The following is a 25183-nucleotide window of genomic DNA, read 5'->3' as shown; positions in this document are numbered from 1 at the left end:
TCCTTTAGTTGTATTTGACCTTTCTTAGAATGCGTAAGGACAGTTTTAGGGTCTCATAGAGTCCCCTGTCCTGTTCCTTTATAATTGTACGCGCCAATTCCATCTGGTCCTTTGCCTCCTCAAACCCATTTAAATAGCAAATAAGGTAGGTGTCCGGTAAAAAGTGTAAATCCTTTTTCTCCGCTGGGGTAAGATTTATCCTGTTCTTTAGCTTTTGTAGTAAGGCACTATTACTGTTATAGATATGGTGAAGGGTCTTTTTGTCGTACTGCGGTGGTTCAAAGACAAGTTCACTGTTCATTTGATAATTCCCATTTTCCATAAAAGTGATGGTAACCTTTTCCAAAGGGTAATATTTCTGTTGCTTTCCCAGGCCCAATTGCACATACTCCAAGGTCGTAAAACTCGATTCGTCATAATATACGGAAACCTCGTCCAAAGCCGAGTAGAACAATTTCACTTGCTCATTGATAAGTTCAATATCTACCCGTGAATAGTATGTTTCCCCTTTCACCTTTTTGGCATGGCCGGCCCAACAAACTACAAACTGTTCCTTAAAGACTTTGTAATGACTGGTTAGATCGGCATGGCGATGATTGATAAAATCAATAACGCCATCCAAGGTAAGTTCTATGTTGTTCCGGGCATGGTGTTCAATGGTAGCTACTTTTTTGGAATTGATGTCCTTGAGTTCAATACCAAAAGCTTTGGGAAGGCTTATACTCCCTTCCCTAAAAAAAACGGCACCTCCATAGTATTTCCAAATATTCTTGCGAAGTGCACAAACCTTTCCGTTGGACTTTATGGTCACCAAACCAACCACCTTTCCTTCCAAAAGATGGGGAAATGGAATATTCTCATACGAAATCAATGGAGGATTGTCCAAATAAGCGTTTACAAGGTTCTGGATTTTACTATCGTCAAAAAAATCCACCCCAACAATCTTATTGTCCTCATCCTCTACCCCAACCACAATAAAGGAATTGTTCTTTGGATTGCTGTTGGCCAATGCACAGACATGCTTCAAGAACTTGGCCTTGCCCTCTTTTTCCCCAATGGAGACAAAACGTTTTTTATCGTAAAAGCTGTTCTCATCATTATGCGCCAAAAGGTTTTTAATGAGGAGACGTTTATTGATCATAACTCCTTCTTCAGAATAGTGGAACTGGCCTGCGCGGTAGGCAGCACCAGCAAATCGGCGATATTGACGTGATAAGGACGAGTCACCACAAAATGGATAATTTCCGCAATATCTTCAGCCTTAAGCGCATCATACCCCTGATAGACGGTACTGGCACGTTCGGTATCCCCCTTGAAGCGTACATCACTGAACTCGGTTTCCACCAGCCCTGGATTAATGGCCCCCACACGGATGCCATAGGCATTGAGGTCCTTTCGCATTCCTTGGTTCAAGGCGTCTACGGCATGTTTGCTCGCACAGTACACATTGCCCTTGGGATAGACTTCCTTTCCTGCCAAGGAACCAATATTGATAATATGTCCGGCCTGTCTTTTTACCATATCCGGAATCACCGCCTTGGAAACATACAAAAGTCCTTTTACATTAATATCCAACATCGCATCCCAATCGTCCAAGCTGCCATTTTGAATTGGATCCAATCCATGGGCATTTCCTGCATTATTGACAAGGACATCTATTTGGGAAAACGCTTCCGGAAGTGATGCAATGGCTTTGAACACCTCTTCCCGGTTCCTTACATCAAAGTTCAAGGTATGGATTTCCGTTTTTTTTGAAAGTTTCCCCTTTAAGGCGTCCAGACGTTCTTGTCTTCTCCCACACAAAATCAACGTAAACCCTTGTTCTGAGAACAACGCTGCGGTGGCTTTTCCTATGCCACTGGTTGCACCGGTAATTAGCGCAGTTTTCTTCATAATTACAATTTTTTAAGGAACCCTTCTGCCCTTTGAAGCCTCCAGCATGGTGAACCAGTCCTGTAATTCCAGCTCAATTTTAAGGGCTTCAATGGAACCGGACAACCTTTCCTTATTGGTAGTACCGACAACGGGAAAAACCTTGGCCGGGTGTTTTAGAATAAAAGCAAGCAGCAATTGGCTGGCTTCGGCATTATACTTTTCCGATAATTGCTTCAAAACGGGTTCAACCCTTTGTTTCACTTCATCTTCTTCCCGAAAAAAGCTCCCCAGGGGACTCCATGACATTACCATCCTACCATGGCCCATGCAATCATCAAAAGTACCATCTTCCATGGGATTGACATGGGTCAAGGAATATTCCACCTGATTTCCCTCTACGTTGACATATTTTTCCAAAAGGGCAATTTGCGATGGCGTGAAATTGGAAACCCCAAACTGTCTTATCTTACCTTCCCTCTTTAGCTGCTCAACCGCTTTGGCGATTTCTTCAGGAACCATTAAAGGGCTGGGCCTATGCAATAAAAAGAAATCCAAATAATCCGTTCGTAATTTTTTGAGGGACCGTTCCGCGGACCACACAATATACGCCGCATCATATTGATAATGCTTCACCGAATTAGTACGGCCCCGGGTCATCTGAATGCCACATTTGGTAATCAATTGAATGTTTTCCCGATCAATTCCCGAATCCAAAAATGCATCACCAAAAGCCTCTTCATTTCCATATTCGCCATAAATATCGGCATGGTCAAATGTGGAAATTCCATGGGTCAAACAAAAGTTCATCAACTCTGCCATGCCTTTTCTGGAAAGCTGTTTCCCCCAGCTTCCCCAAGTCATTGTTCCGGCAATTATTCTCGAGTAAAAATCAGTTTTGGACATGCGCGTGAAAATAAACATAAATCCCTTAAAAGGGTCATAAAACTTGGGGCTCGCAAGTTTTTTTAACCAATAATTAACAGAGCAATTTTAAATAAATTTTCATTTTGCACTTTGATATAAACCAGACCTGAACATCAAGTCTTTATGGAGGAAAATACTACTATTGATATTGCAGCTGTAAATGAAAAAATCGCTCAAGAAAGTGCATTCATAGGGTTGTTAAAACAAGAAATGGACAAGGCCATTGTAGGTCAGAAGCAAATGGTGGAGCGTCTATTGATCGGTCTCTTGGGACAGGGGCATATTTTATTGGAGGGAGTTCCCGGATTGGCAAAAACCTTGGCCATCAACACCCTGGCCAGAGCGGTAAAGGGAAGTTTTAGCCGTATCCAGTTTACTCCGGACCTACTTCCAGCGGACGTTATCGGAACGCTTATTTATAACATTAAAGAGAACGATTTCTCCATAAAAAAAGGTCCCATATTCGCCAATTTTGTTTTGGCGGATGAGATCAATAGGGCCCCGGCCAAAGTGCAATCGGCACTTCTGGAGGCGATGCAGGAGAAACAGGTAACCATTGGGGACGAAACCTTTATTCTGGATAAGCCCTTTTTGGTTATGGCCACGCAAAACCCGGTCGAACAGGAAGGTACCTATCCACTTCCCGAAGCACAGGTAGACCGATTTATGCTGAAAACGATCATAGATTATCCAAAACTGACCGAGGAGCAATTGATCATAAGGCTAAATCTTAAGGGGGGAATGGAACCCGTTAAGCCCGTGGTAAGCCTGAACCAAATTTTAAGTGCCCAGAAAGCGGCAAGGGAAGTGTACATGGATGAAAAAATTGAAAAGTACATTCTTGATTTGATCTTCGCCACCCGCTATCCAGAAAAGTACAATCTTGAAAACCTTAAACCACTAATTAGTTTTGGTGCTTCTCCAAGGGGAAGTATTAATCTGGCAACGGCCTCAAAATGTTACGCCTTTATAAAACAGCGTGGCTATGTTATTCCCGAGGACGTACGTGCCGTAGTTCATGATGTATTGCGCCACAGAATTGGTATAACCTATGAAGCTGAAGCCGAAAACATTACCTCGGAAGAAATAATCAACAAAATCGTAAACCAGGTAGAAGTACCATAACTCAGTTTACAGTTGTCAGTAAACGATGGGTTGTTGGTCACAAACAAAACTCATTGCACTTTTACACTGATTACTAAATACGAACCGCTGTTGACTGAAATAAATGGACACAAAAGAACTTTTAAAAAAAGTACGGAAAATAGAAATTAAAACGAGGAGGTTGTCCGACCATCTCTTCGGCGGGGAATACCATTCCACCTTCAAAGGAAGGGGTATGACCTTCAGCGAAGTGCGCCAATACCAATTTGGTGACGATGTACGGTCCATAGATTGGAACGTCACCGCGCGCTACAATGAACCCTATGTGAAGGTCTTTGAGGAGGAACGGGAACTCACCATGATGCTATTGGTAGATGTGAGTGGATCGGAACTTTTTGGTACCGTGGACCAATTTAAAAAAGAGGTGGTCACGGAGATTTCCGCAACACTGGCATTCTCTGCAATGCAGAATAATGACAAGGTGGGACTTATTCTATTCTCGGACGAAGTGGAACTGTTTATCCCTCCAAAAAAGGGAAAGAGCCATATCCTCCGAATTATTAGGGAACTGCTGGAGTTTGAGCCCGAAAGCAACAAAACCAATATCGCGGAGGCATTGAAGTTCCTTACCAATGTAATGAAAAAGAAAGCCATTGTCTTTGTCCTTTCGGATTTCATTGCGGAAGGTTACGCGGATACCCTAAGGATTGTTGGGAACAAACATGATGTTACCGGTATACGGGTATATGATGAAAAGGAGGAGTACATCCCCAATCTTGGGGTAATTCAGGTACAGGATGCGGAGGACGGTAGTATTCGATTGGTCAACACAAGCTCCAAACAGGTACGTCACAATTATTGGCGATACCACATGGAACGAGTGGATTATTACAACAATGCCTTTACAAAATCGGGCAGTGGCATCATCAATTGCAGGGTGGACGAAAGCTACGTTAAAAAATTGTTGGGCTATTTTAAAAGAAGGGGATAAATGAAGTTCAAGGCAAAAAATATGAAGTCCACATTACAGAGGAACCCACATTCTTGGTTCTTCCTTTGCCTTTGCCTTGTTCTAACAGTTTTTATCACACCTACAGTTACGGCCCAGGGGACATCTACCGTAGCTGTTGAAATTGATACGTTCCAGATAAAAATCGGCGAACAGGTCCAATACAAGATTACGGTGGAAACAGATTCTTTAAACCTGGTCTATTTTCCCGAAGATCAGACTTTTTCACCAATGGAAATGGTAGAGGCCCTTAAAATAGATACCACCAAAAAAAAGGACAGGATCACCCTACAAAGGATATATGCGCTGACACAGTTTGATAGTGGTTCCTATACCATCCCTCCCCAGCGTATTGCCATCAACGAAGAACCTTTTTTGACCGACTCCTTTAAAATCAGGGTAGCCGATGTTGCCGTTGATACCACCAAGCAAAAACTTTATGACATCAAACCATTGATCCAAGTTGAACGCAATTATGCCAAGATTTGGCAATGGATCATTGCCATTCTTTTTGCATTGGTTATCATTGGTGGATTGGTATATTGGTTTTTCTTTAGGCCAAAACCCTTGACCGAGGAGGAAAAAGTGGCCTTATTGCCACCATATGACCGCGCATTACTGCAGCTGCAGGAACTGGAAAAGTCCAGATACCTTATTCAGGATGAATTTAAAAAGTACTATTCGGAATTGACCAATATTGTACGTTCCTATCTGGAAGAAGAGGTGCATATCTCAGCAATGGAAAGTACCACGGACCAATTGATAGAGCGTTTGGAGCTATTAAAGGACGCAGGGGAACTCCAATTGGAAGATGAAACCATTTCCCAGTTCAAAAAAGTACTGCAAACCGCGGATTTGGTGAAGTTTGCAAAATCCAAACCAGCGGTTTCCGTAGCCGAAGAGAATAGAAGGTCCGTGGAATTTGTTGTGGTAAAAACCAAGGAAGCATTACCGGAACCGGAAGAGGAGGACAGGCTTCAGGATGAAAGCTACCTGGAGGAACTGGAAAGAAAAAGGTTAAAAAAACGAATTTGGACCGCGGCCGCAGTGTTTGCAGGACTGATCGTTTTGGGCATTGGGACATCCATAGGAATTTATGGATTCAAAGATGTAAAGGACACCGTCCTAAGACATCCCACAAAACGGTTATTGGAAGGAGAATGGATCATGAGTTCCTATGGCTACCCCCCCGTTGAAGTAGAAACTCCGGAAGTCCTTTTACGAAAGGAACTTGGGGAATTCAACCCTGCGGACAGTATACAAAGTGCCCAAGCCTTTGGCATGACCAATGAAGCCGGCCTTTTCTCCATTTCAGTATCTTCCCTTTCCTATAGTAATGGAAAGCCTTTGGATTTTGAGAAGGCAGTGGAAGCTGTCTTACTAAAATTGGAGGAACGCGGGGCAAAAAACCTAATTGCAAAAAATGAAGAGGCCTTTACCAAAACCGGGGTCCAGGGATTAAAGACATTTGGTTCATACCAAATGAAAATGCCGGATTCCAATAAGAACATACGGACCAAGTATACTGTTTTCCTCTATGGAGGGGTCGGGTTCCAACAGCAAATTATGTTGACCTGGTTGGATGGTGATGAATATGCGGAACAGATCGTGCAGCGGATTGCCGCTTCCATAGATGTAAAAACCCAAGCCTAATGTTGGACAACGTACAATTTGCAAATCCGGAATTCTTTTGGTTGCTATTGCTCATACCAATCGCAATTCTGTGGTATGTCCTTACGCGTAAGGAACAAATGGCTTTTGTAAAATTATCCAGTTCCAAGGCCTTTTCCTCCTCCAGTTGGCTCACCAAATTAAAACCGTTGCTCTTCGTTTTAAGGCTTTTGGCCTTGGCATCGGTAATCACGGCTTTGGCCAGACCACAGATTGAGGACATTTCAACACGTACCAAAACTACCAAAGGAATTGATATCGTCATGGCCATTGACGTTTCTTCCAGTATGTTGGCGCAGGATTTAGAGCCCAATAGATTATCTGCCCTAAAGGAAGTCGCTGCAGATTTCATCAAAAAAAGACCCAATGACCGTATAGGACTGGTAGCCTATGCTGGGGAGAGCTATACCAAAACACCCATTACAAGTGATAAATCCATTGTCTTGAGGGCCTTAAGCGACATCATCCATGGTCAGTTGGAGGATGGTACTGCCATTGGAATGGGGTTGGCAACATCTGTCAATCGTTTAAAAGAGAGCAAGGCCATAAGTAAGGTCATTATCCTATTGACTGACGGTGTCAATAACTCTGGATTTATTGAACCCCAAACCGCAGCGGATTTGGCAGTGGAATATGATATTAAAACCTATACCATTGGCCTTGGGACCAATGGCAATGCCATTACCCCCATCGGGTATAAAAGAGACGGTTCGTTCCAATACGGCATGCGGGAAGTAGAAATTGACGAGGACCTGCTACAGGAAATTGCAGATGTTACCGGAGGCGAGTACTTTAGGGCCACAGATAATGAAAAGCTCGAAGAAATCTACAACGAGATCAATAAGTTGGAGAAGACGGAAATTGAGGAATTCAAATATTATCGATATGAGGAAAAGTTTCGGTCATGGGTGTTTTTGGCGGGATTACTTTTATTGGTCGAATGGGGTTTAAGGAACACCGTATTTAAAAGTTTTATATAGGCAATGGTGCAGTTCGATGAAAAATTATATTTCTACCTGCTGGGACTTATTCCAGTCCTGTTCCTGCTTTTCCTTTTGGTCCAGGTTTGGAAAAGAAGTAAGCAAAGGGAATTTGCCAATGCACGTATGCTTAAAAGGTTAGCGCCCGAAAAGTCCAGGTTTAAAGCAAGTTTAAAACTTATCATGCTCCTTTCAGGTATTACCTTTTTGGTTCTGGCGTTGGTAAACCCCAAAATTGGAACCAAACTCGAAACCGTTAAACGTGAGGGGGTAGACATCGTTTTTGCCGTGGACGTATCCAAAAGCATGCTTGCGGAGGATATAGCGCCAAACCGTTTGGAGAAAGCCAAGCGGTTGGTTTCCCAAATCATCAACCAACTGGCCAGCGACCGTATTGGAATTATAGCTTATGCCGGACAGGCGTTCCCCCAATTGCCCATCACCACGGATTACAGTGCTGCAAAAATGTTCCTGCAGAGCATGAATACCGATATGCTTTCCTCACAAGGAACCGCAATTAATTCCGCCATAGATTTAGCCTCAACGTATTACAACGATGAAGAACAGACCAATAGGGTATTGTTCATTGTTTCCGATGGTGAGGACCATTCAGAGGGGAATACCTTGGAAGCCTTGGAAAAGGCGGTCAGCCAGGGCATAAAAGTATATACCATTGGTGTTGGAAAGATAAAAGGGGCCCCAATTCCCATAAAGCGCAACGGTGTTGTGGAAAGTCTCAAGAAAAATCAAGAGGGGGAAGTGGTTATCAGCAGATTGAACGAATCCGTACTTACCCAGATTGCAGCTACCGGAAATGGCTCCTATGTAAACGGAGCCAATACCGAAGATGCCGTAACTTTTATAAAGGAAGAACTGGACAAAATGGATAAAAAGGAGTTTGAAGCAAAGCAATTTGCTGAGTACAAAGATCAATTCCAATGGTTCCTGGGCATTGCCATCTTCTTTCTGTTTTTGGATATTTTCCTGCTTGATCGCAAGACAAAATGGTTGAAAAAACTAAACCTTTTTAATGAACATGACAATAGTTAGATTTTTAGTTGCTATAGGATTGCTGTTATGTTCAGCAAGCCCTGTTTTGGCCCAAAATGATGAGGAAGCGCGCAAAGCTTCGGACAAGGCCTTCAAAGAATCCATCAACAAAACCTATGACGCCAATGAGGAACTGGTCCAGAACGATTTTATCCGAGCAGAGGGCGAATACAGAAAGGCCATTTCCAAAAGTAGTGAAAACACCGCTGCCCCTTACAATCTGGGCAGGGCATACTACAATAGGGAAAAATTACCGGAAGCTTTTGCACGTTTTAAGGAAGCCGGTGAAAAGGCCAATGAAAAGCCTACCAAACACAAGGCTTTTCATAATATGGGAAATGTATTCATGAACAATAAGGAATATGATAAAGCCGTGGAGGCCTACAAAGAGGCTTTAAGAAGCAACCCTAAGGACGATGAAACCCGATACAATCTAGCTTTGGCCAAAGAGTTGTTAAAAAAACAACAGGACCAACAAAACAACGACCAAAACAAGGACGACCAAAATAAGGACCAGAACAAGGATAACAAGGAAAAGAACCAAGATCAAAATAACGAGGGGGACCAAAACAAAGACCAGGAAGGAGACCAAAAAGACGATCAGAACAAGGATAAAGGTGATGAAGGGGATAAGGGCGACCAAAAGCCCGAAGAGAATAAAAAGGGGGATGGCGAAGAAAAAGAGGAGCAGAAAAAACAGCCCAATCAGGGAGAAGAACCCGAGAAGCAACCCAGGCCAAGGCCCAATCAACTTTCCAAACAGCAAATCCAGAACCTTTTAGAGGCCATGCAGAACGAAGAGAAAAAAGTACAAGAGAAGATTGATGCCAAAAAAGTAAAGGGGAAGAAAATCAAAAACGAGAAAGACTGGTAGTGTACGCTTGGCAATTGACATATCGTTATTTAGTTGTCCTTTTCTTGCTTTGGGCAGGAACCTTGTCCGCACAAGATGCCGATGAAGTGACTTTTGAAATAAAGTTGAGCAAGGAAAAATTGGGCATCAATGAACGATTACGGGTGGAATTTGCAATGAATAAGGATGGCGATAATTTTAATCCCCCCACTTTTGATGGGTTCCAGGTGATCATGGGACCTTCACAGTCCATTTCCTCATCCTGGATCAATGGAAAACGAACCTTTTCCAAATCCTATTCCTACATCCTAAAACCTACGGCACAAGGTAGTTTTACCATAGGGCAGGCCGCTATAGAAATTGATGGGGAAATCTATAAGACCATACCAAAAATGGTACAGATTACACAGGCCGTGGCAAATCCCAATGCGCCAAAGACGGCAGAAGATGTCGCCGATGAAAACCTGCATTTGATAGCGGAGGTTTCCAAGGGAAGCCCTTATTTGAATGAAGCGGTGACCGTAGTGTACAAGCTATACATTAGTTCCAACATATCCGTTACCAATTTTAGGCCGTTGGACAGTCCCAAATACAATAATTTCTGGAGTCAGGATATCCCTGTTACCAAGTATAATACGGTAAATGAAACCTATAACGGCAAACCTTACCGAAGTGTAATATTAAAACGGGTAGTCCTTTATCCCCAAAAGTCAGGGAAATTGGAAATTGAACCACTGGCCTTGGAAATATATGTAGATGTCCCCACCAGTAGAAGGGATTTCTTTGGTAGTCGAATCTATACGCAAACCAGTAAAACGGTCTCGGCAGGCAAGCGTAAACTTAATGTGCTCCCATTGCCGGAACAAGGAAAACCCGAGGGGTTCAGTGGTGCCGTGGGACAATTCGATTTTACCGTTACGACCAGCAAAACCAGTCTTAATGCTTCAGAATCCCTACAGGCCAAGGTTGAGGTAAATGGCAAGGGAAACCTTAAACTCTTCCAGTTACCGGAACCTGAACTGCCCAGTGCACTGGAAGTTTATGAACCCGAATTTGATGAAAAGGTCCGTACTACGATTTCCGGGATGCAAGGGAAGGTGACCAATAACTACACCATAGTTCCCTCCTTTAGGGGAAGGTATCCCATTCCCAGTATTTCCTTCAGTTACTTTGATCCCAAAGCAAGGGCTTACCGCACATTGAATTCTGATGAAATTACGATCAATGTTATGGAAGGCCCAACGGATGATGTACAAAGCACCCCTGGTTTGGTCGGTAGACCGCAAATTGCCGTGGCTACCGGAAGTCAGTTCCATTTCATCAAAACACAACCAAACTTGATTTCCGCAAGCACGGAACGCTTTTTTGGTTCCCAAAAATTCCTTTGGTTATTGTTCGGACCCTTGGCCCTTATTCCCCTGGTTCTTTTCATTAGAAAGAAAAAACAGGAAAGTGATGCGGACGTAGAAGGTAATCGCTTAAAAATGGCCAACCGGTTGGCCAAAAAATACCTTTCCACCGCCAAAAAGCAATTGGGTAATCCGGATGGTTTTTATGTTGCCCTGGAGAAAGCTTTGCACAATTATCTCAAAGCAAAACTTAAGATTGAAACTTCGGAATTCAGTAAGGAAAAAATAGTTGATCTGCTCAATGACAGAAAAGTGGATGAAGCCACTACATCGCAATTTATAGCGCTATTGCAAAGTTGTGAAATGGCACGTTACAGTCCCATTACCACTGTACAGATGAATGAAGACTATGTAAAGGCAAGTGAAGTAATCTCCAAAATGGACAAGCAGCTATGAAAAAGACATATGTAGGTATCATAGCGTTTTTTTTCCTGGTATCGGGAGCCTATGCCCAAAACGAGGTCTTGTTCCAAAAGGCCACGGATGCATACAATGAAGGGGAATACCAAAAAGCCATTGGTTTTTACGAGAATATTTTGGAAAATGGCAAGCATTCGGCCGAACTCTATTTCAATTTGGGCAACTGCCATTACAAGCTGGATGAAATTGGTCCCAGTATCTATTATTACGAAAAAGCCCTATTGCTCAAGCCCAATGATTCTGAAATAAAGAACAATCTTGGCTTTGCCCAGAACATGCGATTGGATGCTGTTGAGGAAATGCCCAAAACGGCGATGTCCCGATTGCACGATACCATCGTTTTGTCACTTTCCGCAGACCAATGGGCCTATTTGTCCATAGCCATGATATTCCTCTTTGTTTTAGGGTTCATTACTTATTACATCCTGTATTCCGCTACCAAAAAACGGATTGCCTTTATTGGGGCCAATACGGCCCTTTTCATCTCTTTTTTTTCCGTGGCAATGGGCTATCTGGCCCACAAGAACTATATGGCAAAAAATCCAGGGATAATTTTTGAGCGTGAAATTGTAGTGACTTCGGAACCCAATGAACGTAGCGAAAAAGTCTTCGCCTTACATGAGGGCACCAAGGTCAATGTACTGGAATCCCTGGAAGATTGGCATAAAATAAGGATTGCCGATGGCCAAACGGGTTGGTTGCCTTCAAATAGTCTTCGGTTATTGAAGGATTTTTAAAAAATCCGTACCTTTCCTATCAATAGCAATACTTTTAATTCTGTGTTTTTGTGCGCAGCTAAACACTATTACTATGCTCTACTACAAAGATATCCTCGAAAAAAACAAAAAATGGGCAGCGAAAAAATTGGCGGAGAACCCAACCTACTTTGATGAAATGGCCAAGGGTCAGCATCCTCCACTTTTATGGATCGGTTGTGCAGATAGTAGGGTGCCTTCGAGTGATGTAATTGGGGCCGAGCCTGGCGAAGTGTTTACACATAGGAATATTGCCAATATGGTCATCCATACCGATATTAATATGCTCAGCGTGCTGGAATATGCCGTAGCCGCCCTCAAAGTAAGGCATATTATCGTTTGTGGGCATTATGGTTGCGGTGGTGTAAAGGCAGCCATGGGACATAGTACCGTTGGTTTTGTAGGGAAATGGATACGCCATATCAAGGATATATACGCAAAGTACAAACCAGAATTGGAGGCCATAGCGGATGAGGATAAACGTTGGGACCATTTGGTGGAATTAAACGTGAAGGAGCAGGTATATGATTTGGCAAAAACCTCCATTGTCCAACATGCCTGGCAGGAAGGACAGTTTTTACACATCCATGGATGGGTGTATGATATTAAAAATGGTATTGCCAATGATATGGATATCAGTATGAACAATACTTCTGCCTTGGACGAAATTTACCACATTCACGTATGACCTATATCCGCCATTAGGTATACCAAGAAATCCATGATTTTATGAAGAACTTTTTTGCCCATTTTCGGGGTGATTTATTTGGGGGTATTACAGCCGGTATAGTTGCACTTCCCCTGGCGTTGGCATTTGGGGTCAGTTCCGGACTTGGACCAAGCGCAGGTTTGTATGGAGCTATTTTTATCAGTTTTTTTGCGGCCCTATTTGGTGGTACCAATACACAGATATCCGGCCCAACAGCTCCCATGACCGCCGTTAGTATGGTGGTGATTGCTGGTATTTTGGCCGTTCATGACGGGGATGTCAACAAAGCCCTTCCCATTATCCTCACCGTATTCCTTTTGGCCGGACTCATGCAAATTGGCTTGGGGGCCATTGGACTGGGAATGTACATTAAATACATTCCCTATCCAGTTGTATCAGGATTTATGACCGCTATTGGAGTAATTATCCTGGTAACACAGATCTTACCTGCCGTAGGTTATTATCCCAAGGAAGACGAATCCTATGTAACCCAATTTATGCCGGCGGCAGAAGAGGAAATCCTGGAAAATATTTTAAAGGAAGAGGCCGGTGAAGGGATTTTGGTCCTGGAGGACTTTGAGGAAACCATTAAACGTGCCTCAAAAATCACCGAGGTAGAGATGCTCAAAGAAGCACAGACTTTAGGCGCAAAAGAAGCTTCAGGGGTGTTGGGAACTTTTAAGGTACTGCCCAATGCCCTTAGAAACATCAATTGGTTGGAGTTGGCCTTGGCCCTGTCCACCATAGCTATTATATACGGTTTTAAAAGAATTACGAAGGTTGTCCCAAGCACCTTGGTTGCGTTAATTGTGGTTTCTGGCGTTGCCTATGGCTTTGGATTGGACTATCGCCCCATTGAAAAAATACCGGAAGGATTACCGATACCGCAGATGGGGATTCTTTCAGAATTTAAGTTGAGTGCCATTTCTCCCTATATCTTTACGGCCCTTACTTTGGCGTTACTAGGTGCCATTGATTCGCTGCTTACCTCTGTGGTTGCCGACAACATGACCAATACCAAGCACAAACCCAACAAAGAATTGGTGGGTCAGGGGATTGGGAATAGTATTGCGGCCATTTTTGGGGGAATTCCCGGAGCAGGAGCCACTATTAGAACCGTGGTCAATATTAATTCTGGGGGCAAGACCCGCCTCTCAGGCATGATTGCCGGTTTGCTATTACTGCTCATTTTACTGGCCCTGGGACCGGTAGCCTCCCAAATACCAGCTGCCGTCTTAGCAGGTATTTTGGTTACGGTAGGGATTGGCGTCATGGATTATAAAGGCCTAAAAGCAATTCCTTATTTACCCAAGGACATCAAATTGGGCCCTTTAAAGCTCAGTTCAGAGGTAATTATTATGCTTACTGTTTTGGTGCTTTCCTCGGTTTGGAACCTGGTCTATGCGGTAGGCATTGGTTTGGTAATCGCTTCCCTAATGTTTATGAAAAAAATTGGCGACCTCACGGGGAAACGATCGGAAGTAAAGCCCCTGGATGAAAAAGCCTGGCCCGATGAGAAAAATTTCCCGGTAAGGTTCAAAGAGGAAGTTTTTATCAAACACTTAAAAGGCCCTTTGTTTTTTGGGTCCACCAGCGATTTTCAACAATTGGCCGAACAGATTCCCAGCACCGCTTCCACCGTTATCATTCGGATGGGGCGTATGCAATACATGGACCAGTCCGGACTTTATGCCATGGAGGATGTTCTACAGGATTTAAAACGAAACGGGATTTCCGTTTTGTTCGTCAATGTATTGGACCAGCCCAAATACATGATGGAACGGATAGATATTATTCCTGATTTAATTCCAAGGGAACACCTTTTTGACGATTTCAAGAGCTGTTTACAATGGGTTGTGGCCAATGTTGAGGATAAATACTGATCTCCATAATCGTATTTTTCCTATGCCACGGTTTTTGAAACGTATGGCCCTGTTTAACGTGGGTTTCGACTTATTTTTTATCAATCAAAATCCGTCAAATTGAGTGGTTTTTCGCAATGAAATGAAGAAAAATTGTATCGAAATTAGGATTTTGCAAAAAAATTGTTTGCCCGCCTTGCCGACCAGACAAGTTTCCGATACATTTTTGCTATCTCAAAAACACTCAAAATGACTTAATTTTCCTGTATCGAACTCACGTTATTTCATAAAACGGCCCCTTTTTTGTCTAAGCTTGAACATCAATATAAATGGGAATTGTATTTCATGGATTGGATTCCATTTCAGGGACAATTCCTTAAATTTGCCTTCTTACAAAGCTTCTGGCCATGATTGAAACCATAAAGGACCACATCACTAAAGTTGAACAATTCACGGCAACTTCAAAGGATGAAATTGAGAATTTCCGTATTACATATTTAGGAAAGAAAGGCCTTTTGAACCAGTTCTTTGCCGAGTTCAAAAATGTGGCCAGCGACCAGAAAAAAGAATATGGCCAGGTTATCAATCAACTAAAAACAAGGGCAACCGATAAGGTAAACGCCCTAAAGGAGAGTTTGGAATCCAACACGGTTTTCGAAGGAAAATTTGGTGACCTTACCCGTCCCGGTAATCCTATTCCCCTTGGAGCAAGGCATCCCATCAGTATTGTAAAAAATCAAATCATCGATATTTTTTCGCGCATTGGGTTCAATGTTTCCGAAGGCCCCGAAATTGAGGATGATTGGCATAACTTCACTGCCCTGAACCTCCCGGAACATCACCCGGCCAGGGATATGCAGGATACTTTTTTTATCCAGACCAATCCGGACATCCTCCTTCGTACCCATACCTCATCGGTACAGGTAAGGTATATGGAAGAAAATAAACCTCCCATTCGAACCATTTCCCCCGGAAGGGTATACAGAAATGAGGCCATTTCGGCCCGCTCCCACTGTTTTTTCCATCAGGTGGAAGGATTGTATGTGGATAAGGACGTTTCTTTTGCCGATTTAAAACAGACCCTGCAATATTTCACTTCGGAAATGTTTGGGAAATCCAAAATCCGGCTGCGTCCATCTTATTTCCCTTTCACGGAACCCAGCGCCGAAGTGGATGTGTACTGGGGACTGGAAACCGAAACCGATCATAAAATGACCAAGGGTACAGGTTGGTTGGAAATTATGGGCTGTGGAATGGTCGATCCCAATGTCCTAAAGAACTGTGGAATTGATCCAGATATTTATTCCGGCTTTGCCTTTGGAATGGGAATTGACCGTATTGCCCTTTTGCAATATCAAATCTCCGACATCCGTACGTTAAGCGAGAATGATGTACGGTTTCTAAATCAATTTAGAAGTAGTTGGTAAGCCATCAAATCAATAGCTTTACTATTGGTTACGGGCGTAAAACTTTAAGACAATTATAACATTCTTGCTCTCATTCCTTGTTGGTCTTGACTTCCCTGCTGTTTAAATTTGAGATGACGGAAACTAAACACGACCCCAATGGGAAAAATTAAAAAAGTCATCATTCTTGATGAGAATGATACTTCGGTGGAAATTAAACCCTTGGTAGAGGAGGTGTTGACCGCTGAACAGCAAAAAGCACTATCCCCGGATGCGGTTATTGCAAGTCTTAAAGCAGGCAATGAACGTTATGTTACCAATGACCTTACTGCCCGTGATCATACGGAACAAATCCGAAAAAGTACCAATGGCCAATATCCCAAGGCAGTAATACTATCCTGTTTGGACAGCCGCGTACCTGTTGAGGACGTGTTTGATAAAGGTATTGGAGACCTTTTTGTAGCACGCGTTGCCGGTAATTTTGTAAACGAGGATATTTTAGGCAGTATGGAATTTGGCTGCAAAGTAGCGAGTTCCAAGGTAATCATGGTTTTGGGACATGAACATTGCGGGGCGGTCAAAGCGGCCATAGATAATGTTAAACTGGGCAATATTACCGCCATGCTCACCAAAATAAGACCCGTTGTGGAATCCAGCGATTACAGTGGTGACAAAACCTCTTCCAATCCAGAATATGTGCATTTGGTATGTGTGAACAATGTACGCAATACCATGGAACAAATTCGAAAAAACAGCCCTATTCTTAAGGAAATGGAAGATTCCGGAGCCATAAAGATCATTGGAGGGGTTTATGATATGGATACCGGGAAAGTTGATTTCCTGTAGGCTTCTTTTTCCTTTTTAGTAACCAACCTTATAAATCATGCGTTCTTTTTACGACTCCAAATATTTGAAGGGGGATATTACCGGAGGTCTTGTGGCCGGTGTTGTCGCCCTACCCTTGGCCCTTGCCTTTGGTGTACAGTCCGGGTTAGGTGCCATTGCCGGATTGTACGGAGCCATCGCCGTAGGAATTTTGGCCGCACTTTTTGGTGGGACCAATACCCAAGCAAGTGGCCCCACAGGACCTATGACCGTAGTTTCCGCAGCATTGGTGGCCAACGCCATTGATGTAGCCGGAAGTCTTCAAGATGCCATGGGCATCATCTTGTTGAGTTTTCTTGTAGGCGGGGCATTACAAATCATCTTTGGCCTGATCAATATTGCAGGATACATCAAGTACTTTCCTTATCCCGTAATCTCAGGATTCATGAGCGGGGTTGGTTTGATCATTGTAATCCTGCAATTATTCCCTTTTGTAGGCTTGGATTCACCAAAATCCACCCTAAAGGTCATTATGGATTTGCCCAGACTGTTTGGGGAACTCAACTGGCAGGCATTCGTATTGGGGGTATTGACCGTAATCATCTACTATGTATTCCCAAAAATAACCAAAGCCGTTCCCAGTGCTTTGGTTGCTTTGATCACCGTTTCCATTTTTGCATTCTTCATTCAATGGAACGTACCTATTATTGGGGAAATACCTTCGGGGCTTCCTTCACTGCGTTTGGAAGGACTGTTTTCCGTGGACAGTAGTGCTTATTTTCTGGTCCTGGAATACGGTATGGTACTGGCCGTCCTTGGTTCCATTGATTCCTTACTTACCTCAGTGATTGCAGACAACATGACCAAGACCAAGCACAATAGCAATCGGGAATTGATAGGTCAGGGAATTGGTAATATGGCCTCCGCCCTAATAGGGGGCATTCCCGGAGCAGGAGCTACCAAAGGCACCGTGGTCAACATCAACAATGGTGGCAAGACCAAACTGTCGGGAACCTTGCACGGCGCTTTTTTGTTGGCCGTCCTATTGGGATTGAGTTCCTTGGCAACATATATTCCCCTGGCCGTTTTGGCCGGTATCTTGATTCCCATAGGATTCAAGATCATAGACAAAAAAGGATTGAAGCATCTAAGGACCGTACCCAGGGCAGACGCTATTGTACTTCTTATTGTTCTCTTCTGGACCACCTTCGGAAGTCTTGTTCATGCCGTGAGTATTGGAGTGACCTTGGCTGCGCTTTTGTTTATGAAGCGTTCCAGTGATATTGGCGAAGAGGGTATGCGAGTTGGAACCTTGGCCGGTTTTGATGGCGAAAAACCCTGGGATGACGAAGGCGACTTTTTTAAGCGCTATCAGAACAATGTTTATATCAAACACCTGTACGGTCCGTTGTTTTTTGGATTTACGTCCCATTTTAAGGAGGAGGTCAAAAAAATCAATGAGGACATCAAAGTATTGATCATTAGAATGGACCGTGTCCCCTACATGGACCAGTCCGGATTATATGCCCTGGAATATGCCATTCTAGAACTCTCACAAAAGGAAATTAAAGTGGTCTTAACAGGGCTTCAAAAGCAGCCACAACACTTATTAATGTCCATTGACATTATTCCGGATTTAGTGCCTGAACAACAAATATTTGGTCATATCAAGGATAGTTTTCCTTGGGTATCACAAACATTGCGGTCTTAATGGAGGCTCCCACCTTTCAAGTGCAACTTTTATGAGAAAAGACATTGAGATTCCCATTTCCAGGGACGTGTATGTGGTCATGGTCCTGGAATGGAACAAGGAGTTTTTGGCCCGGGATTGGAACGCTTACCTTGTTAACAACCGGGCTACCCCTATAGAAATGGCCCTAGTGGTTTCCAAGGGATATGATGGCGATAAAAAGACCACGACCATGCGCTATGCCTTTGGGATGGTGGCCGCCAAGGGGTACGAAAAGATTGAAATGGTCACGGAAGATGTACTCACACTTAACAACGAGTTTTTTGTGACCTATTATGCGGACAATAAGCTCTACGAAAAACGCTTCTTTTTTGAAAAGAACAGTGTTAACCAACAACAACTGGTGCCAATCCCCGTACTCGATAAAGATGGGATTTTAGGTCGATAAGCCTTAAAACCAACTGTTGAACTTTTTGAAATCGATAATTCTACCATATCAAAAATAAGATTTCAGAATTTTAATCTATTGATTTTTATGGTTTTACCATAGGAAATATAGAGACAAGCCCATAACTTGAGGTGATGCTAATTCTAAATACTTATACCTCGTGACCTCGATTAAAATCAACCGTAGAAACTGGCTAAAAACCTCTGCTTTGACCGCAGGTGGATTGATGGCCTCCCCGTATCTTGGATTTTCGAAAAACCTTTCCTTACCCTTGGAACTGGATGCCGAAGGTAATGCCCTCTATAGTCCTTTCTTTAAGGAATATCTTCTGGAAAGTTCAAGGGAATTCCCAATCCTTGAAGCTAAGTTAAATGCCAATGAAAACCCGTATGGCCCATCTCCCATGGCTTTGGAAGCATTAAAAAAATCCGCTTCGGGGGGAAACAGATACGCATGGAAGGAGTTATTCCAGCTCAGGGATAAGATTGCGGATTTTGAAGGGGTAACCCCAAAAAATATTATGATGGGTCCCGGATCTTCCGATCTTTTGGAGAAAACGGCCATGGTGCTTTTTATGAACGGTGGTAATGTCGTATCTGCAGATCCGGCATATATGTCATTGATCCGTGTTGCGGAGGCTGCAGGCGGGACATGGAAACCTGTTCCACTGAACGAAGATTGGTCCCATGATCTGGAGGCCATGGAAAAGGCCATAGATTCTGAAACCAAATTGGTCTATATCTGTAACCCCAACAATCCTACCGGGACCATTACGGATGCTAAAAAGTTATTGGACTTTTGTTCAAGGGTCTCTGAAAAAGTACCCGTTTTTGTTGATGAGGCCTACTTGTGGTTTTTGGAAGACGGTGCCAAACAAAGTATGGTTTCCCTGATCAAAGAAGAGAAGGACATCATCGTTGCACGTACGTTCTCAAAAATCCATGGCATGGCAGGACTTCGTGTAGGCTATGCCCTGGCACAAGAGGCCACTTTGGACAAATTGCAAAGAATTACCCGTGCCGGCATGGGAATCAGCTACCCATCGGTCTATGCAGCGATGGCGGCAATGGAGGACCATGAATTCCTTGACAAGTCCAGAAAATTGAATGCCGAGGCCCGGGATTATGTCTTCAAAAGCTTACAGGAAATGGGTTTTGAACCCGTTGCCTCACATACAAGTTTTATGATATTCCCCATAGACATGGAAGGCAAGGGATTTCTTCAAAAAATGACCGAACAAAAAGTAGGGGTCAGGGCTTTCCAGTTCATGGATAAAAACTGGTGCCGTGTGAGCATGGGCACAATGGAAGAGATGAAATTATTTACTGCTGCATTACGTAAGGTATTCGTTTAGACAAATGGAAATTGGCCTTCAAAAAACAATAGTTTTTATTTTTTTTATTTGTATTGGGTTTTTGCTCAAGGTTAAGTTTACCTCCCATGATGAGTTAATTGGATTAAAAAAGATCATTTTAAACCTAGCGCTGCCCGCTACCATTTTTATTGCCCTTTTAGGCATACAAGTACAATTAAATTTGTTGTTGTTGCCCTTACTTGCCCTCGCTCTTAACCTGCTTTTGTTTTTGGTGATTCCTTTTCTGCTGCCCCTTTTGGGAATCGTGAAAAATACCCCTGAGTTTAGAACGGCAAGAGTATTGGTCCCTTCATTGGCCCCTGGATTGTCCTGTTTCCCCTTTATCGTGGAGTTCTTGGGGAGTTCCTATCTGGCCAAGGCGGCCATGGCCGATTTGGGCAATAAGGTATTTGTACTTATTGTTTTGTACCTCATCGCCATGCAATGGCACTATACCCGACACCAAGTAAGGAGTGATGGCCGAAAAAGCAAAATCATCGCCTTGCTTAAAACCCTCGTTACGGAGCCGGTCAATCTTTTTATAGGTTTGGCCCTATTGCTATTGCTTTTGGGTATAAACATGGAGGCGCTTCCTTTCTTTATCAGTGAAGCCCTTACCAAATTGAGTCTAATGATGACCCCTTTGGTCCTTTTGTTCATTGGTTTGGCCGTAAGGATCAAAAGAAAACAGTTCTATCAGATTTTTTCACTGCTTTGTATCAGGGCAGGTGTGGTATTCTTGGTTATTGGTGTGTTTGTGGTCACCACCAGTCTCCAGATGCCCAAAGAAATTCTATTGCTCCTGGCCTTTGGGCTAAGCGCTTGCAGTTTTTGGCCTTATGCACATATTTCATTGGTAGATAGTTTGGAAATGGAAAAGAAATCCAAAACCTTTGACAATGGTTATGCCATAAATATTCTTGCCCTTTCTTTTCCCCTTTCGACACTTTTGATATTGGGAGTTTTGAACAGTGGCACCTTGTTTTCCTCTTCAATCAATATCTTTTTCGCCGGTTTTGTACTATTGGGGATAGGTACCTTGCAATCCCTATTCAAGTTTTTCTCAAAAAAATCCATGGCCATTCGGTTTTCAAAGACAGGGTTGGATTCTGCCTCCACCGAACGTATTTAGCCCAAGACAGCAGAATTATACTATTGTTCGTACAGGATCTTTGGCAAACAACATACAAAGTGTTGAAGATGAAGGAATATTGGAGTTAATAACCAACATTGTCAGGTTAACGGAAGAAAAATCGAGTGAAGATTAGTTATTCTGTCGCAGGTCCTATCCTATTCATGATGGACCTGATAATCATTGGGCTTACCCCTGCTTTGCAGCGGTCATTTATCCCCAGCCCCAATAATCAAATACCCGGCATTTGCAATCAAGGCAATTGCCAACCAATAGGTTGATAGGACAACAAGACCGGAAAGTTCAAAGGGATTTTTGAATTTGCTTACGGCAATCATACTATCAGACAACAAAAAGAACAATACCCCCAATGCTATGAGGCCATGTGCCTTGGTTTTTTCCTTGAGGTACAGGGCAATCCCCTGCCAGGCCATACATAAAATGACCAAGACATAAAGTGCCACGGGCCAAACCAACCCGCCAAGATCGGGATATAACCAAGTGTACAAAGCAATGCCTATGACCAACAAGATCAAAGCTACCGTAGGATTCTTTTGCCATCCAATTAATCCAATAAATCCTTTTACAAATAACAAATGGGCCACTAAAAATGCGGCTAGGCCATAAACAAAATAGCTGGGATTCAACAGGAGTATGTCCCCCAATAGGCAAAAGCAAAGGGCCACAATTAAAATTCGCTTAAAAACCCTGTGTTTTCCCCTCACCAAAACGGGTAGAAGAATCACCAAAATGGTAGTCAAGGATTTTCCCAACCCATAGTACGGGCCATTAAAATAGTTCAGGACAATGGAAATACAGGCACTCAAAAAAATGAGGGTATTCAACAGTATGCGAATGTTACTGTCCTTCACGGGAAATCACATGTTATCGCAGTGGAAATCCCTTGGCGGCCCACCAAGGGTGTACCTCTATCTCCAATCTTCCCGCCTGTACGGCCGGATCTAGATTGGCCAAGCTATCTGCCATTTGTAAGCTGGGCACATTATAAATGGTAATACCGCGGATATCACCATCATCACCAAAAGGTCCGGAAATATCGGCATAGCCTGCCTCGTACATTCGGCCTAAATGGGCCAAATGTAAGGTCTGTAAGCTATCCGCTTCTTCCTTGCTTTGTGAGCGTTTTGGTCCACTTTTTAAAAAGGCGACAAAATACTGTTGCATCAAAACGGTATCCTTGGTTTTCCCATCCACATAATCGAAGACCTGAAACCCTTTATCAATCAATTCTTGTTTTACGTCCGCAGTACTTTTTTTGGCTTCGGTCCCTTGCTGCTGAACATGTGGTTTTTCCACTTCTTTACATCCCATAAAGACAATTGCCATCAAAAAAATCACTATTCGTAGTCTTTCCATTGGTTAAAAGGTGTTATGCTCAATTGAGCGTTGTAGTATTTGATGTTTCCGGTTACTTCTTTCCCCAACCAATCCGGCTTTTGAAAGGGTTGGTCTTCGTGTTGGAGTTCTATTTCTGCAATGACCAATCCTTTGTTCTCCCCTAAAAATTCATCAACTTCAAACATCGCTCCATCCACGGGTACCTTAAACCGTACTTTTTCCAAAATAACGGGTTCACATAGGTCAATCAAATTGGTGGCCTCGGCGAATGAAATCTCGGTTTCCCATTCAAATCGTGTGGTCCCCGAATCATTGCCCATGCCTTTTACGGTCAAAAACCCTTTTTCTTCAGTAATCCTTACCCTCACCGTACGCTCCGGATGGGTATTTAAAAACCCCTGGACAATCCTATTTTTTGAAATGGCAGCGGCTTTATAATTGTTGGATTTGACCAAAAATTTCCGTTCAATTTCAAGGTGTTCCATAAGCTGCCAATTCTTTTAAGGTTTCTGAAGGTACACGTTTTTTGTTATAGGGGTTATTGGCCAACCAGATCATGGCCTTTGCAATGGTCTCCGGTAAAATGATCTTATATTGCCGAAAAGGACCGATCATCAAAAAACCCAACGTATTCATCAGTTTTTTAAAAAAATACTCCCCGGGCCTTTTTTCATCCCGTGTACCCCCGATTAAAGCCGGCTGGACGCTATGTGTTTTCTCCAGACCAACGGCTAGAACAGCTTCTTCCATTTCGCCCTTGATCCTGTTGTAAAAAATGGGACTCCCTGAATCTGCCCCCATTGCGGAAACCACAATGAAGGTTCCAATTCCATTTTGTTTGCATAGTTTGGCGGCGGTGCTGGGGATGCCAAAGTCAACCTTTCGATAGGTGTCTTTGTTCGGTGTTTTGGCCTTTGTGGTGCCAATACAGCAAAACGCTTCATCGCCATGGAACTCACTGACAAAAGTATCCAGTTGCAACAGGTTTCCTGTAACGGTGTGCAATTTGGAATGTGTTATTTCCAATGCCCTTCTTGAAAAAACGATTACCTTTTTATAACGGTCATCCTTCAAAAGCAAATCCAACACTATTCCTCCCACAAGTCCCGTAGCACCTAAAACAATAGCCTCTTTTTGCTTTCTTTCCATCCAACTAAATATAACCTAATTTTGGGTATGGACTTGGATTTTCCACTTCGAAAGATCATACATGTTGATATGGATGCCTTTTATGCTTCCGTGGAACAAAGGGATAATCCAGAACTTAAGGGAAAACCCGTTGCCGTAGGGGGAGGTTCAAAACGAGGTGTAGTTTCGGCTGCCAGTTACGAAGCACGAAAATTTGGGGTTCGCAGTGCCATGAGTGGGTACCTGGCCAAAAAGAACTGTCCTGACCTTATTTTTGTTCGACCAAGATTTGACCGCTACAAAGAAGTATCCCAACAAGTACGAAGCATCTTCCTCGAATATACCGATCTGGTGGAACCCCTTTCCTTGGACGAAGCCTATTTGGATGTTACCGTAAACAAAAAGGGCAACCCATCCGCTACCCTTATTGCGCAGGAAATTCGACAAAGAATTTTTGAGAAGACCGGTTTGACCGCCTCTGCAGGTATATCCATCAATAAGTTCATTGCCAAAGTTGCAAGCGATTATAACAAACCCAATGGACAAAAAACCATTAATCCGGAGGAGGTCATCCAATTTTTGGAAAACCTGGACATTCGAAAGTTTTATGGCATTGGCAAGGTTACTGCCGAGAAGATGTATAAGCTTGGGATTTTTACGGGTAAGGAGCTAAAAGAAAAAACCCAGGAATTTTTGGAAGATCATTTTGGCAAAAGTGGTGGTTATTACTATAATGTAGTAAGGGGGGTGCATAGAAGTGAGGTAAAGCCAGAACGCATTCCCAAATCCGTAGGGGCGGAACGGACATTCCACGAAAACCTGAGCAGTGAGATTTTCATGTTGGAAAAACTGGAACATATTGCCAACGAGTTGGAACGACGACTCAAAAAATCAAAGATTGCCGGAAAGACCATTACGCTAAAAATCAAATACAGTGACTTCACCTTACAAACAAGGAGTAAAACACTGCCCTATTTCATTTCAGAAAAAGGCTTGATATTGGAAGCGGCCAAAGAACTGTTGTATCAGGCTCCAATGCAAAATTCAGTTCGCTTGTTGGGAATATCCCTGGCCAACCTCAACACTGAAAAAAGGAATTCCTTAAAGGATATGGAAGAGGAAACGGTTTCCGTTCAATTGAGATTTGACTTTTGAACCGCTGCCTCCTTTCAAAGAAGGGGAAAATAACTTAACTTAAGTGCTCGCAAACACATTTCCCC

At 43.1% G+C, this 25183-nt stretch carries 24 protein-coding genes; 17 read left to right on the top strand and 7 right to left on the bottom strand.

What is annotated here, in order from left to right; genetic code table 11:
* Positions 1-4: 4 nt before the first annotated feature.
* Genes L0P88_RS11510 through L0P88_RS11500 form a run of 3 tightly spaced genes read right to left on the bottom strand, consistent with a single transcriptional unit; the run spans position 5 to position 2778 of the window.
* On the bottom strand, positions 5-1141 hold the full coding sequence (locus tag L0P88_RS11510; RefSeq protein WP_247134711.1) for an ATP-binding protein: 1137 nt from the start codon (positions 1139-1141) through the stop codon (positions 5-7).
* Positions 1138-1893, bottom strand: coding sequence for an SDR family NAD(P)-dependent oxidoreductase (locus L0P88_RS11505; RefSeq protein ID WP_247134710.1), 756 nt, complete (start codon positions 1891-1893; stop codon positions 1138-1140). The genes L0P88_RS11510 and L0P88_RS11505 overlap by 4 nt, the downstream gene beginning before the upstream one ends.
* A 12-nt stretch (positions 1894-1905) precedes the next feature.
* On the bottom strand, positions 1906-2778 hold the full coding sequence (locus tag L0P88_RS11500; protein ID WP_247134709.1) for an aldo/keto reductase family oxidoreductase: 873 nt from the start codon (positions 2776-2778) through the stop codon (positions 1906-1908).
* A 144-nt stretch (positions 2779-2922) separates the two neighbouring features.
* Here L0P88_RS11500 and L0P88_RS11495 point away from each other — a divergent pair, with 144 nt between their 5' ends.
* From L0P88_RS11495 to L0P88_RS11420, 16 genes are all read left to right on the top strand, one after another.
* Positions 2923-3924 carry an AAA family ATPase gene (locus L0P88_RS11495; protein ID WP_158776046.1) on the top strand — a complete coding sequence of 334 codons (1002 nt, stop codon included), beginning with the start codon at positions 2923-2925 and terminating at the stop codon, positions 3922-3924.
* A 103-nt stretch (positions 3925-4027) separates the two neighbouring features.
* Complete coding sequence (locus tag L0P88_RS11490; RefSeq protein ID WP_158776047.1) at positions 4028-4894, top strand: DUF58 domain-containing protein; 867 nt, start codon at positions 4028-4030, stop codon at positions 4892-4894.
* Between the two features lie 21 nt (positions 4895-4915).
* Positions 4916-6565 (top strand): hypothetical protein, encoded by a 1650-nt coding sequence (locus tag L0P88_RS11485; RefSeq protein ID WP_409557729.1) that lies wholly within the window; start codon positions 4916-4918, stop codon positions 6563-6565.
* A complete protein-coding gene (locus L0P88_RS11480) occupies positions 6565-7563 on the top strand; it encodes a vWA domain-containing protein (protein WP_247134707.1) in 999 nt (332 codons plus the stop codon). The genes L0P88_RS11485 and L0P88_RS11480 overlap by 1 nt, the downstream gene beginning before the upstream one ends.
* 3 nt (positions 7564-7566) lie before the next feature.
* Positions 7567-8613: a VWA domain-containing protein gene (locus L0P88_RS11475; protein WP_247134706.1), complete on the top strand. Its 1047-nt coding sequence runs from the start codon at positions 7567-7569 to the stop codon at positions 8611-8613.
* A complete protein-coding gene (locus L0P88_RS11470) occupies positions 8594-9487 on the top strand; it encodes a tetratricopeptide repeat protein (RefSeq protein WP_313791601.1) in 894 nt (297 codons plus the stop codon). Before L0P88_RS11475 ends, L0P88_RS11470 begins: the two co-directional genes overlap by 20 nt.
* Complete coding sequence (locus tag L0P88_RS11465; RefSeq protein ID WP_247134705.1) at positions 9487-11271, top strand: BatD family protein; 1785 nt, start codon at positions 9487-9489, stop codon at positions 11269-11271. The genes L0P88_RS11470 and L0P88_RS11465 overlap by 1 nt, the downstream gene beginning before the upstream one ends.
* Entirely contained in the window at positions 11268-12032 is a 765-nt protein-coding gene (locus L0P88_RS11460; RefSeq protein ID WP_247134704.1) for an SH3 domain-containing protein, read from the top strand. Before L0P88_RS11465 ends, L0P88_RS11460 begins: the two co-directional genes overlap by 4 nt.
* Before the next feature lie 73 nt (positions 12033-12105).
* Positions 12106-12738 (top strand): carbonic anhydrase, encoded by a 633-nt coding sequence (locus L0P88_RS11455; protein ID WP_247134703.1) that lies wholly within the window; start codon positions 12106-12108, stop codon positions 12736-12738.
* 41 nt (positions 12739-12779) lie between these two features.
* Complete coding sequence (locus tag L0P88_RS11450; RefSeq protein WP_247134702.1) at positions 12780-14642, top strand: SulP family inorganic anion transporter; 1863 nt, start codon at positions 12780-12782, stop codon at positions 14640-14642.
* Positions 14643-15028: 386 nt separating this feature from the next.
* Entirely contained in the window at positions 15029-16048 is a 1020-nt protein-coding gene (gene pheS / locus L0P88_RS11445) for a phenylalanine--tRNA ligase subunit alpha (protein WP_247134701.1), read from the top strand.
* 138 nt (positions 16049-16186) lie between these two features.
* Complete coding sequence (locus tag L0P88_RS11440) at positions 16187-16873, top strand: carbonic anhydrase family protein (RefSeq protein ID WP_247134700.1); 687 nt, start codon at positions 16187-16189, stop codon at positions 16871-16873.
* Positions 16874-16910: 37 nt separating this feature from the next.
* On the top strand, positions 16911-18563 hold the full coding sequence (locus tag L0P88_RS11435; RefSeq protein WP_247134699.1) for a SulP family inorganic anion transporter: 1653 nt from the start codon (positions 16911-16913) through the stop codon (positions 18561-18563).
* A 31-nt stretch (positions 18564-18594) separates the two neighbouring features.
* Positions 18595-18990, top strand: a complete 396-nt coding sequence (locus tag L0P88_RS11430; RefSeq protein WP_247134698.1) for a hypothetical protein — start codon at positions 18595-18597, stop codon at positions 18988-18990.
* A 160-nt stretch (positions 18991-19150) separates the two neighbouring features.
* Entirely contained in the window at positions 19151-20344 is a 1194-nt protein-coding gene (locus tag L0P88_RS11425; RefSeq protein ID WP_247134697.1) for a pyridoxal phosphate-dependent aminotransferase, read from the top strand.
* 61 nt (positions 20345-20405) lie between these two features.
* Positions 20406-21476 carry a permease gene (locus L0P88_RS11420; RefSeq protein WP_247134696.1) on the top strand — a complete coding sequence of 357 codons (1071 nt, stop codon included), beginning with the start codon at positions 20406-20408 and terminating at the stop codon, positions 21474-21476.
* 209 nt (positions 21477-21685) lie between these two features.
* Here the strand turns inward: L0P88_RS11420 and L0P88_RS11415 are convergent, their stop codons facing one another.
* Genes L0P88_RS11415 through L0P88_RS11400 form a run of 4 tightly spaced genes read right to left on the bottom strand, consistent with a single transcriptional unit; the run spans position 21686 to position 23984 of the window.
* A complete protein-coding gene (locus L0P88_RS11415; RefSeq protein WP_247134695.1) occupies positions 21686-22348 on the bottom strand; it encodes a lysoplasmalogenase in 663 nt (220 codons plus the stop codon).
* A gap of 13 nt (positions 22349-22361) precedes the next feature.
* Entirely contained in the window at positions 22362-22853 is a 492-nt protein-coding gene (locus L0P88_RS11410) for a YciI family protein (protein ID WP_247134694.1), read from the bottom strand.
* Positions 22835-23320, bottom strand: coding sequence for a CYTH domain-containing protein (locus L0P88_RS11405; protein WP_247134693.1), 486 nt, complete (start codon positions 23318-23320; stop codon positions 22835-22837). Before L0P88_RS11405 ends, L0P88_RS11410 begins: the two co-directional genes overlap by 19 nt.
* The gene (locus L0P88_RS11400; RefSeq protein ID WP_247134692.1) at positions 23307-23984 is read right to left on the bottom strand and encodes an NAD(P)H-binding protein; all 678 of its coding nucleotides are present in this window, start codon (positions 23982-23984) and stop codon (positions 23307-23309) included. The genes L0P88_RS11405 and L0P88_RS11400 overlap by 14 nt, the downstream gene beginning before the upstream one ends.
* A 27-nt stretch (positions 23985-24011) precedes the next feature.
* On the opposite strand from L0P88_RS11400, the gene dinB reads away from it, so the two are divergent.
* On the top strand, positions 24012-25118 hold the full coding sequence (dinB, locus tag L0P88_RS11395) for a DNA polymerase IV (RefSeq protein WP_247134691.1): 1107 nt from the start codon (positions 24012-24014) through the stop codon (positions 25116-25118).
* Positions 25119-25183: the final 65 nt, after the last annotated feature.

It is taken from the genome of Muricauda sp. SCSIO 64092 (genome assembly GCF_023016285.1).
Classification (GTDB): domain Bacteria; phylum Bacteroidota; class Bacteroidia; order Flavobacteriales; family Flavobacteriaceae; genus Croceivirga.
Note: the sequence above shows the minus strand (reverse complement) of the source record. Positions and strands in the feature narration are given on the sequence as shown.

What these genes read in the sequence shown, in the direction of transcription:
- L0P88_RS11510 (WP_247134711.1), bottom strand. Translation starts at nt 1,141, where the DNA reads ATGATCAATAAACGTCTCCTCATTAAAAACCTTTTGGCGCATAATGAT.
- L0P88_RS11505 (WP_247134710.1), bottom strand. Translation starts at nt 1,893, where the DNA reads ATGAAGAAAACTGCGCTAATTACCGGTGCAACCAGTGGCATAGGAAAA.
- L0P88_RS11500 (WP_247134709.1), bottom strand. Translation starts at nt 2,778, where the DNA reads ATGTCCAAAACTGATTTTTACTCGAGAATAATTGCCGGAACAATGACT.
- L0P88_RS11495 (WP_158776046.1), top strand. Translation starts at nt 2,923, where the DNA reads ATGGAGGAAAATACTACTATTGATATTGCAGCTGTAAATGAAAAAATC.
- L0P88_RS11490 (WP_158776047.1), top strand. Translation starts at nt 4,028, where the DNA reads ATGGACACAAAAGAACTTTTAAAAAAAGTACGGAAAATAGAAATTAAA.
- L0P88_RS11485 (WP_409557729.1), top strand. Translation starts at nt 4,916, where the DNA reads ATGAAGTCCACATTACAGAGGAACCCACATTCTTGGTTCTTCCTTTGC.
- L0P88_RS11480 (WP_247134707.1), top strand. Translation starts at nt 6,565, where the DNA reads ATGTTGGACAACGTACAATTTGCAAATCCGGAATTCTTTTGGTTGCTA.
- L0P88_RS11475 (WP_247134706.1), top strand. Translation starts at nt 7,567, where the DNA reads ATGGTGCAGTTCGATGAAAAATTATATTTCTACCTGCTGGGACTTATT.
- L0P88_RS11470 (WP_313791601.1), top strand. Translation starts at nt 8,594, where the DNA reads ATGAACATGACAATAGTTAGATTTTTAGTTGCTATAGGATTGCTGTTA.
- L0P88_RS11460 (WP_247134704.1), top strand. Translation starts at nt 11,268, where the DNA reads ATGAAAAAGACATATGTAGGTATCATAGCGTTTTTTTTCCTGGTATCG.
- L0P88_RS11455 (WP_247134703.1), top strand. Translation starts at nt 12,106, where the DNA reads ATGCTCTACTACAAAGATATCCTCGAAAAAAACAAAAAATGGGCAGCG.
- L0P88_RS11450 (WP_247134702.1), top strand. Translation starts at nt 12,780, where the DNA reads ATGAAGAACTTTTTTGCCCATTTTCGGGGTGATTTATTTGGGGGTATT.
- pheS (WP_247134701.1), top strand. Translation starts at nt 15,029, where the DNA reads ATGATTGAAACCATAAAGGACCACATCACTAAAGTTGAACAATTCACG.
- L0P88_RS11440 (WP_247134700.1), top strand. Translation starts at nt 16,187, where the DNA reads ATGGGAAAAATTAAAAAAGTCATCATTCTTGATGAGAATGATACTTCG.
- L0P88_RS11435 (WP_247134699.1), top strand. Translation starts at nt 16,911, where the DNA reads ATGCGTTCTTTTTACGACTCCAAATATTTGAAGGGGGATATTACCGGA.
- L0P88_RS11430 (WP_247134698.1), top strand. Translation starts at nt 18,595, where the DNA reads ATGAGAAAAGACATTGAGATTCCCATTTCCAGGGACGTGTATGTGGTC.
- L0P88_RS11410 (WP_247134694.1), bottom strand. Translation starts at nt 22,853, where the DNA reads ATGGAAAGACTACGAATAGTGATTTTTTTGATGGCAATTGTCTTTATG.
- L0P88_RS11405 (WP_247134693.1), bottom strand. Translation starts at nt 23,320, where the DNA reads ATGGAACACCTTGAAATTGAACGGAAATTTTTGGTCAAATCCAACAAT.
- L0P88_RS11400 (WP_247134692.1), bottom strand. Translation starts at nt 23,984, where the DNA reads ATGGAAAGAAAGCAAAAAGAGGCTATTGTTTTAGGTGCTACGGGACTT.
- dinB (WP_247134691.1), top strand. Translation starts at nt 24,012, where the DNA reads ATGGACTTGGATTTTCCACTTCGAAAGATCATACATGTTGATATGGAT.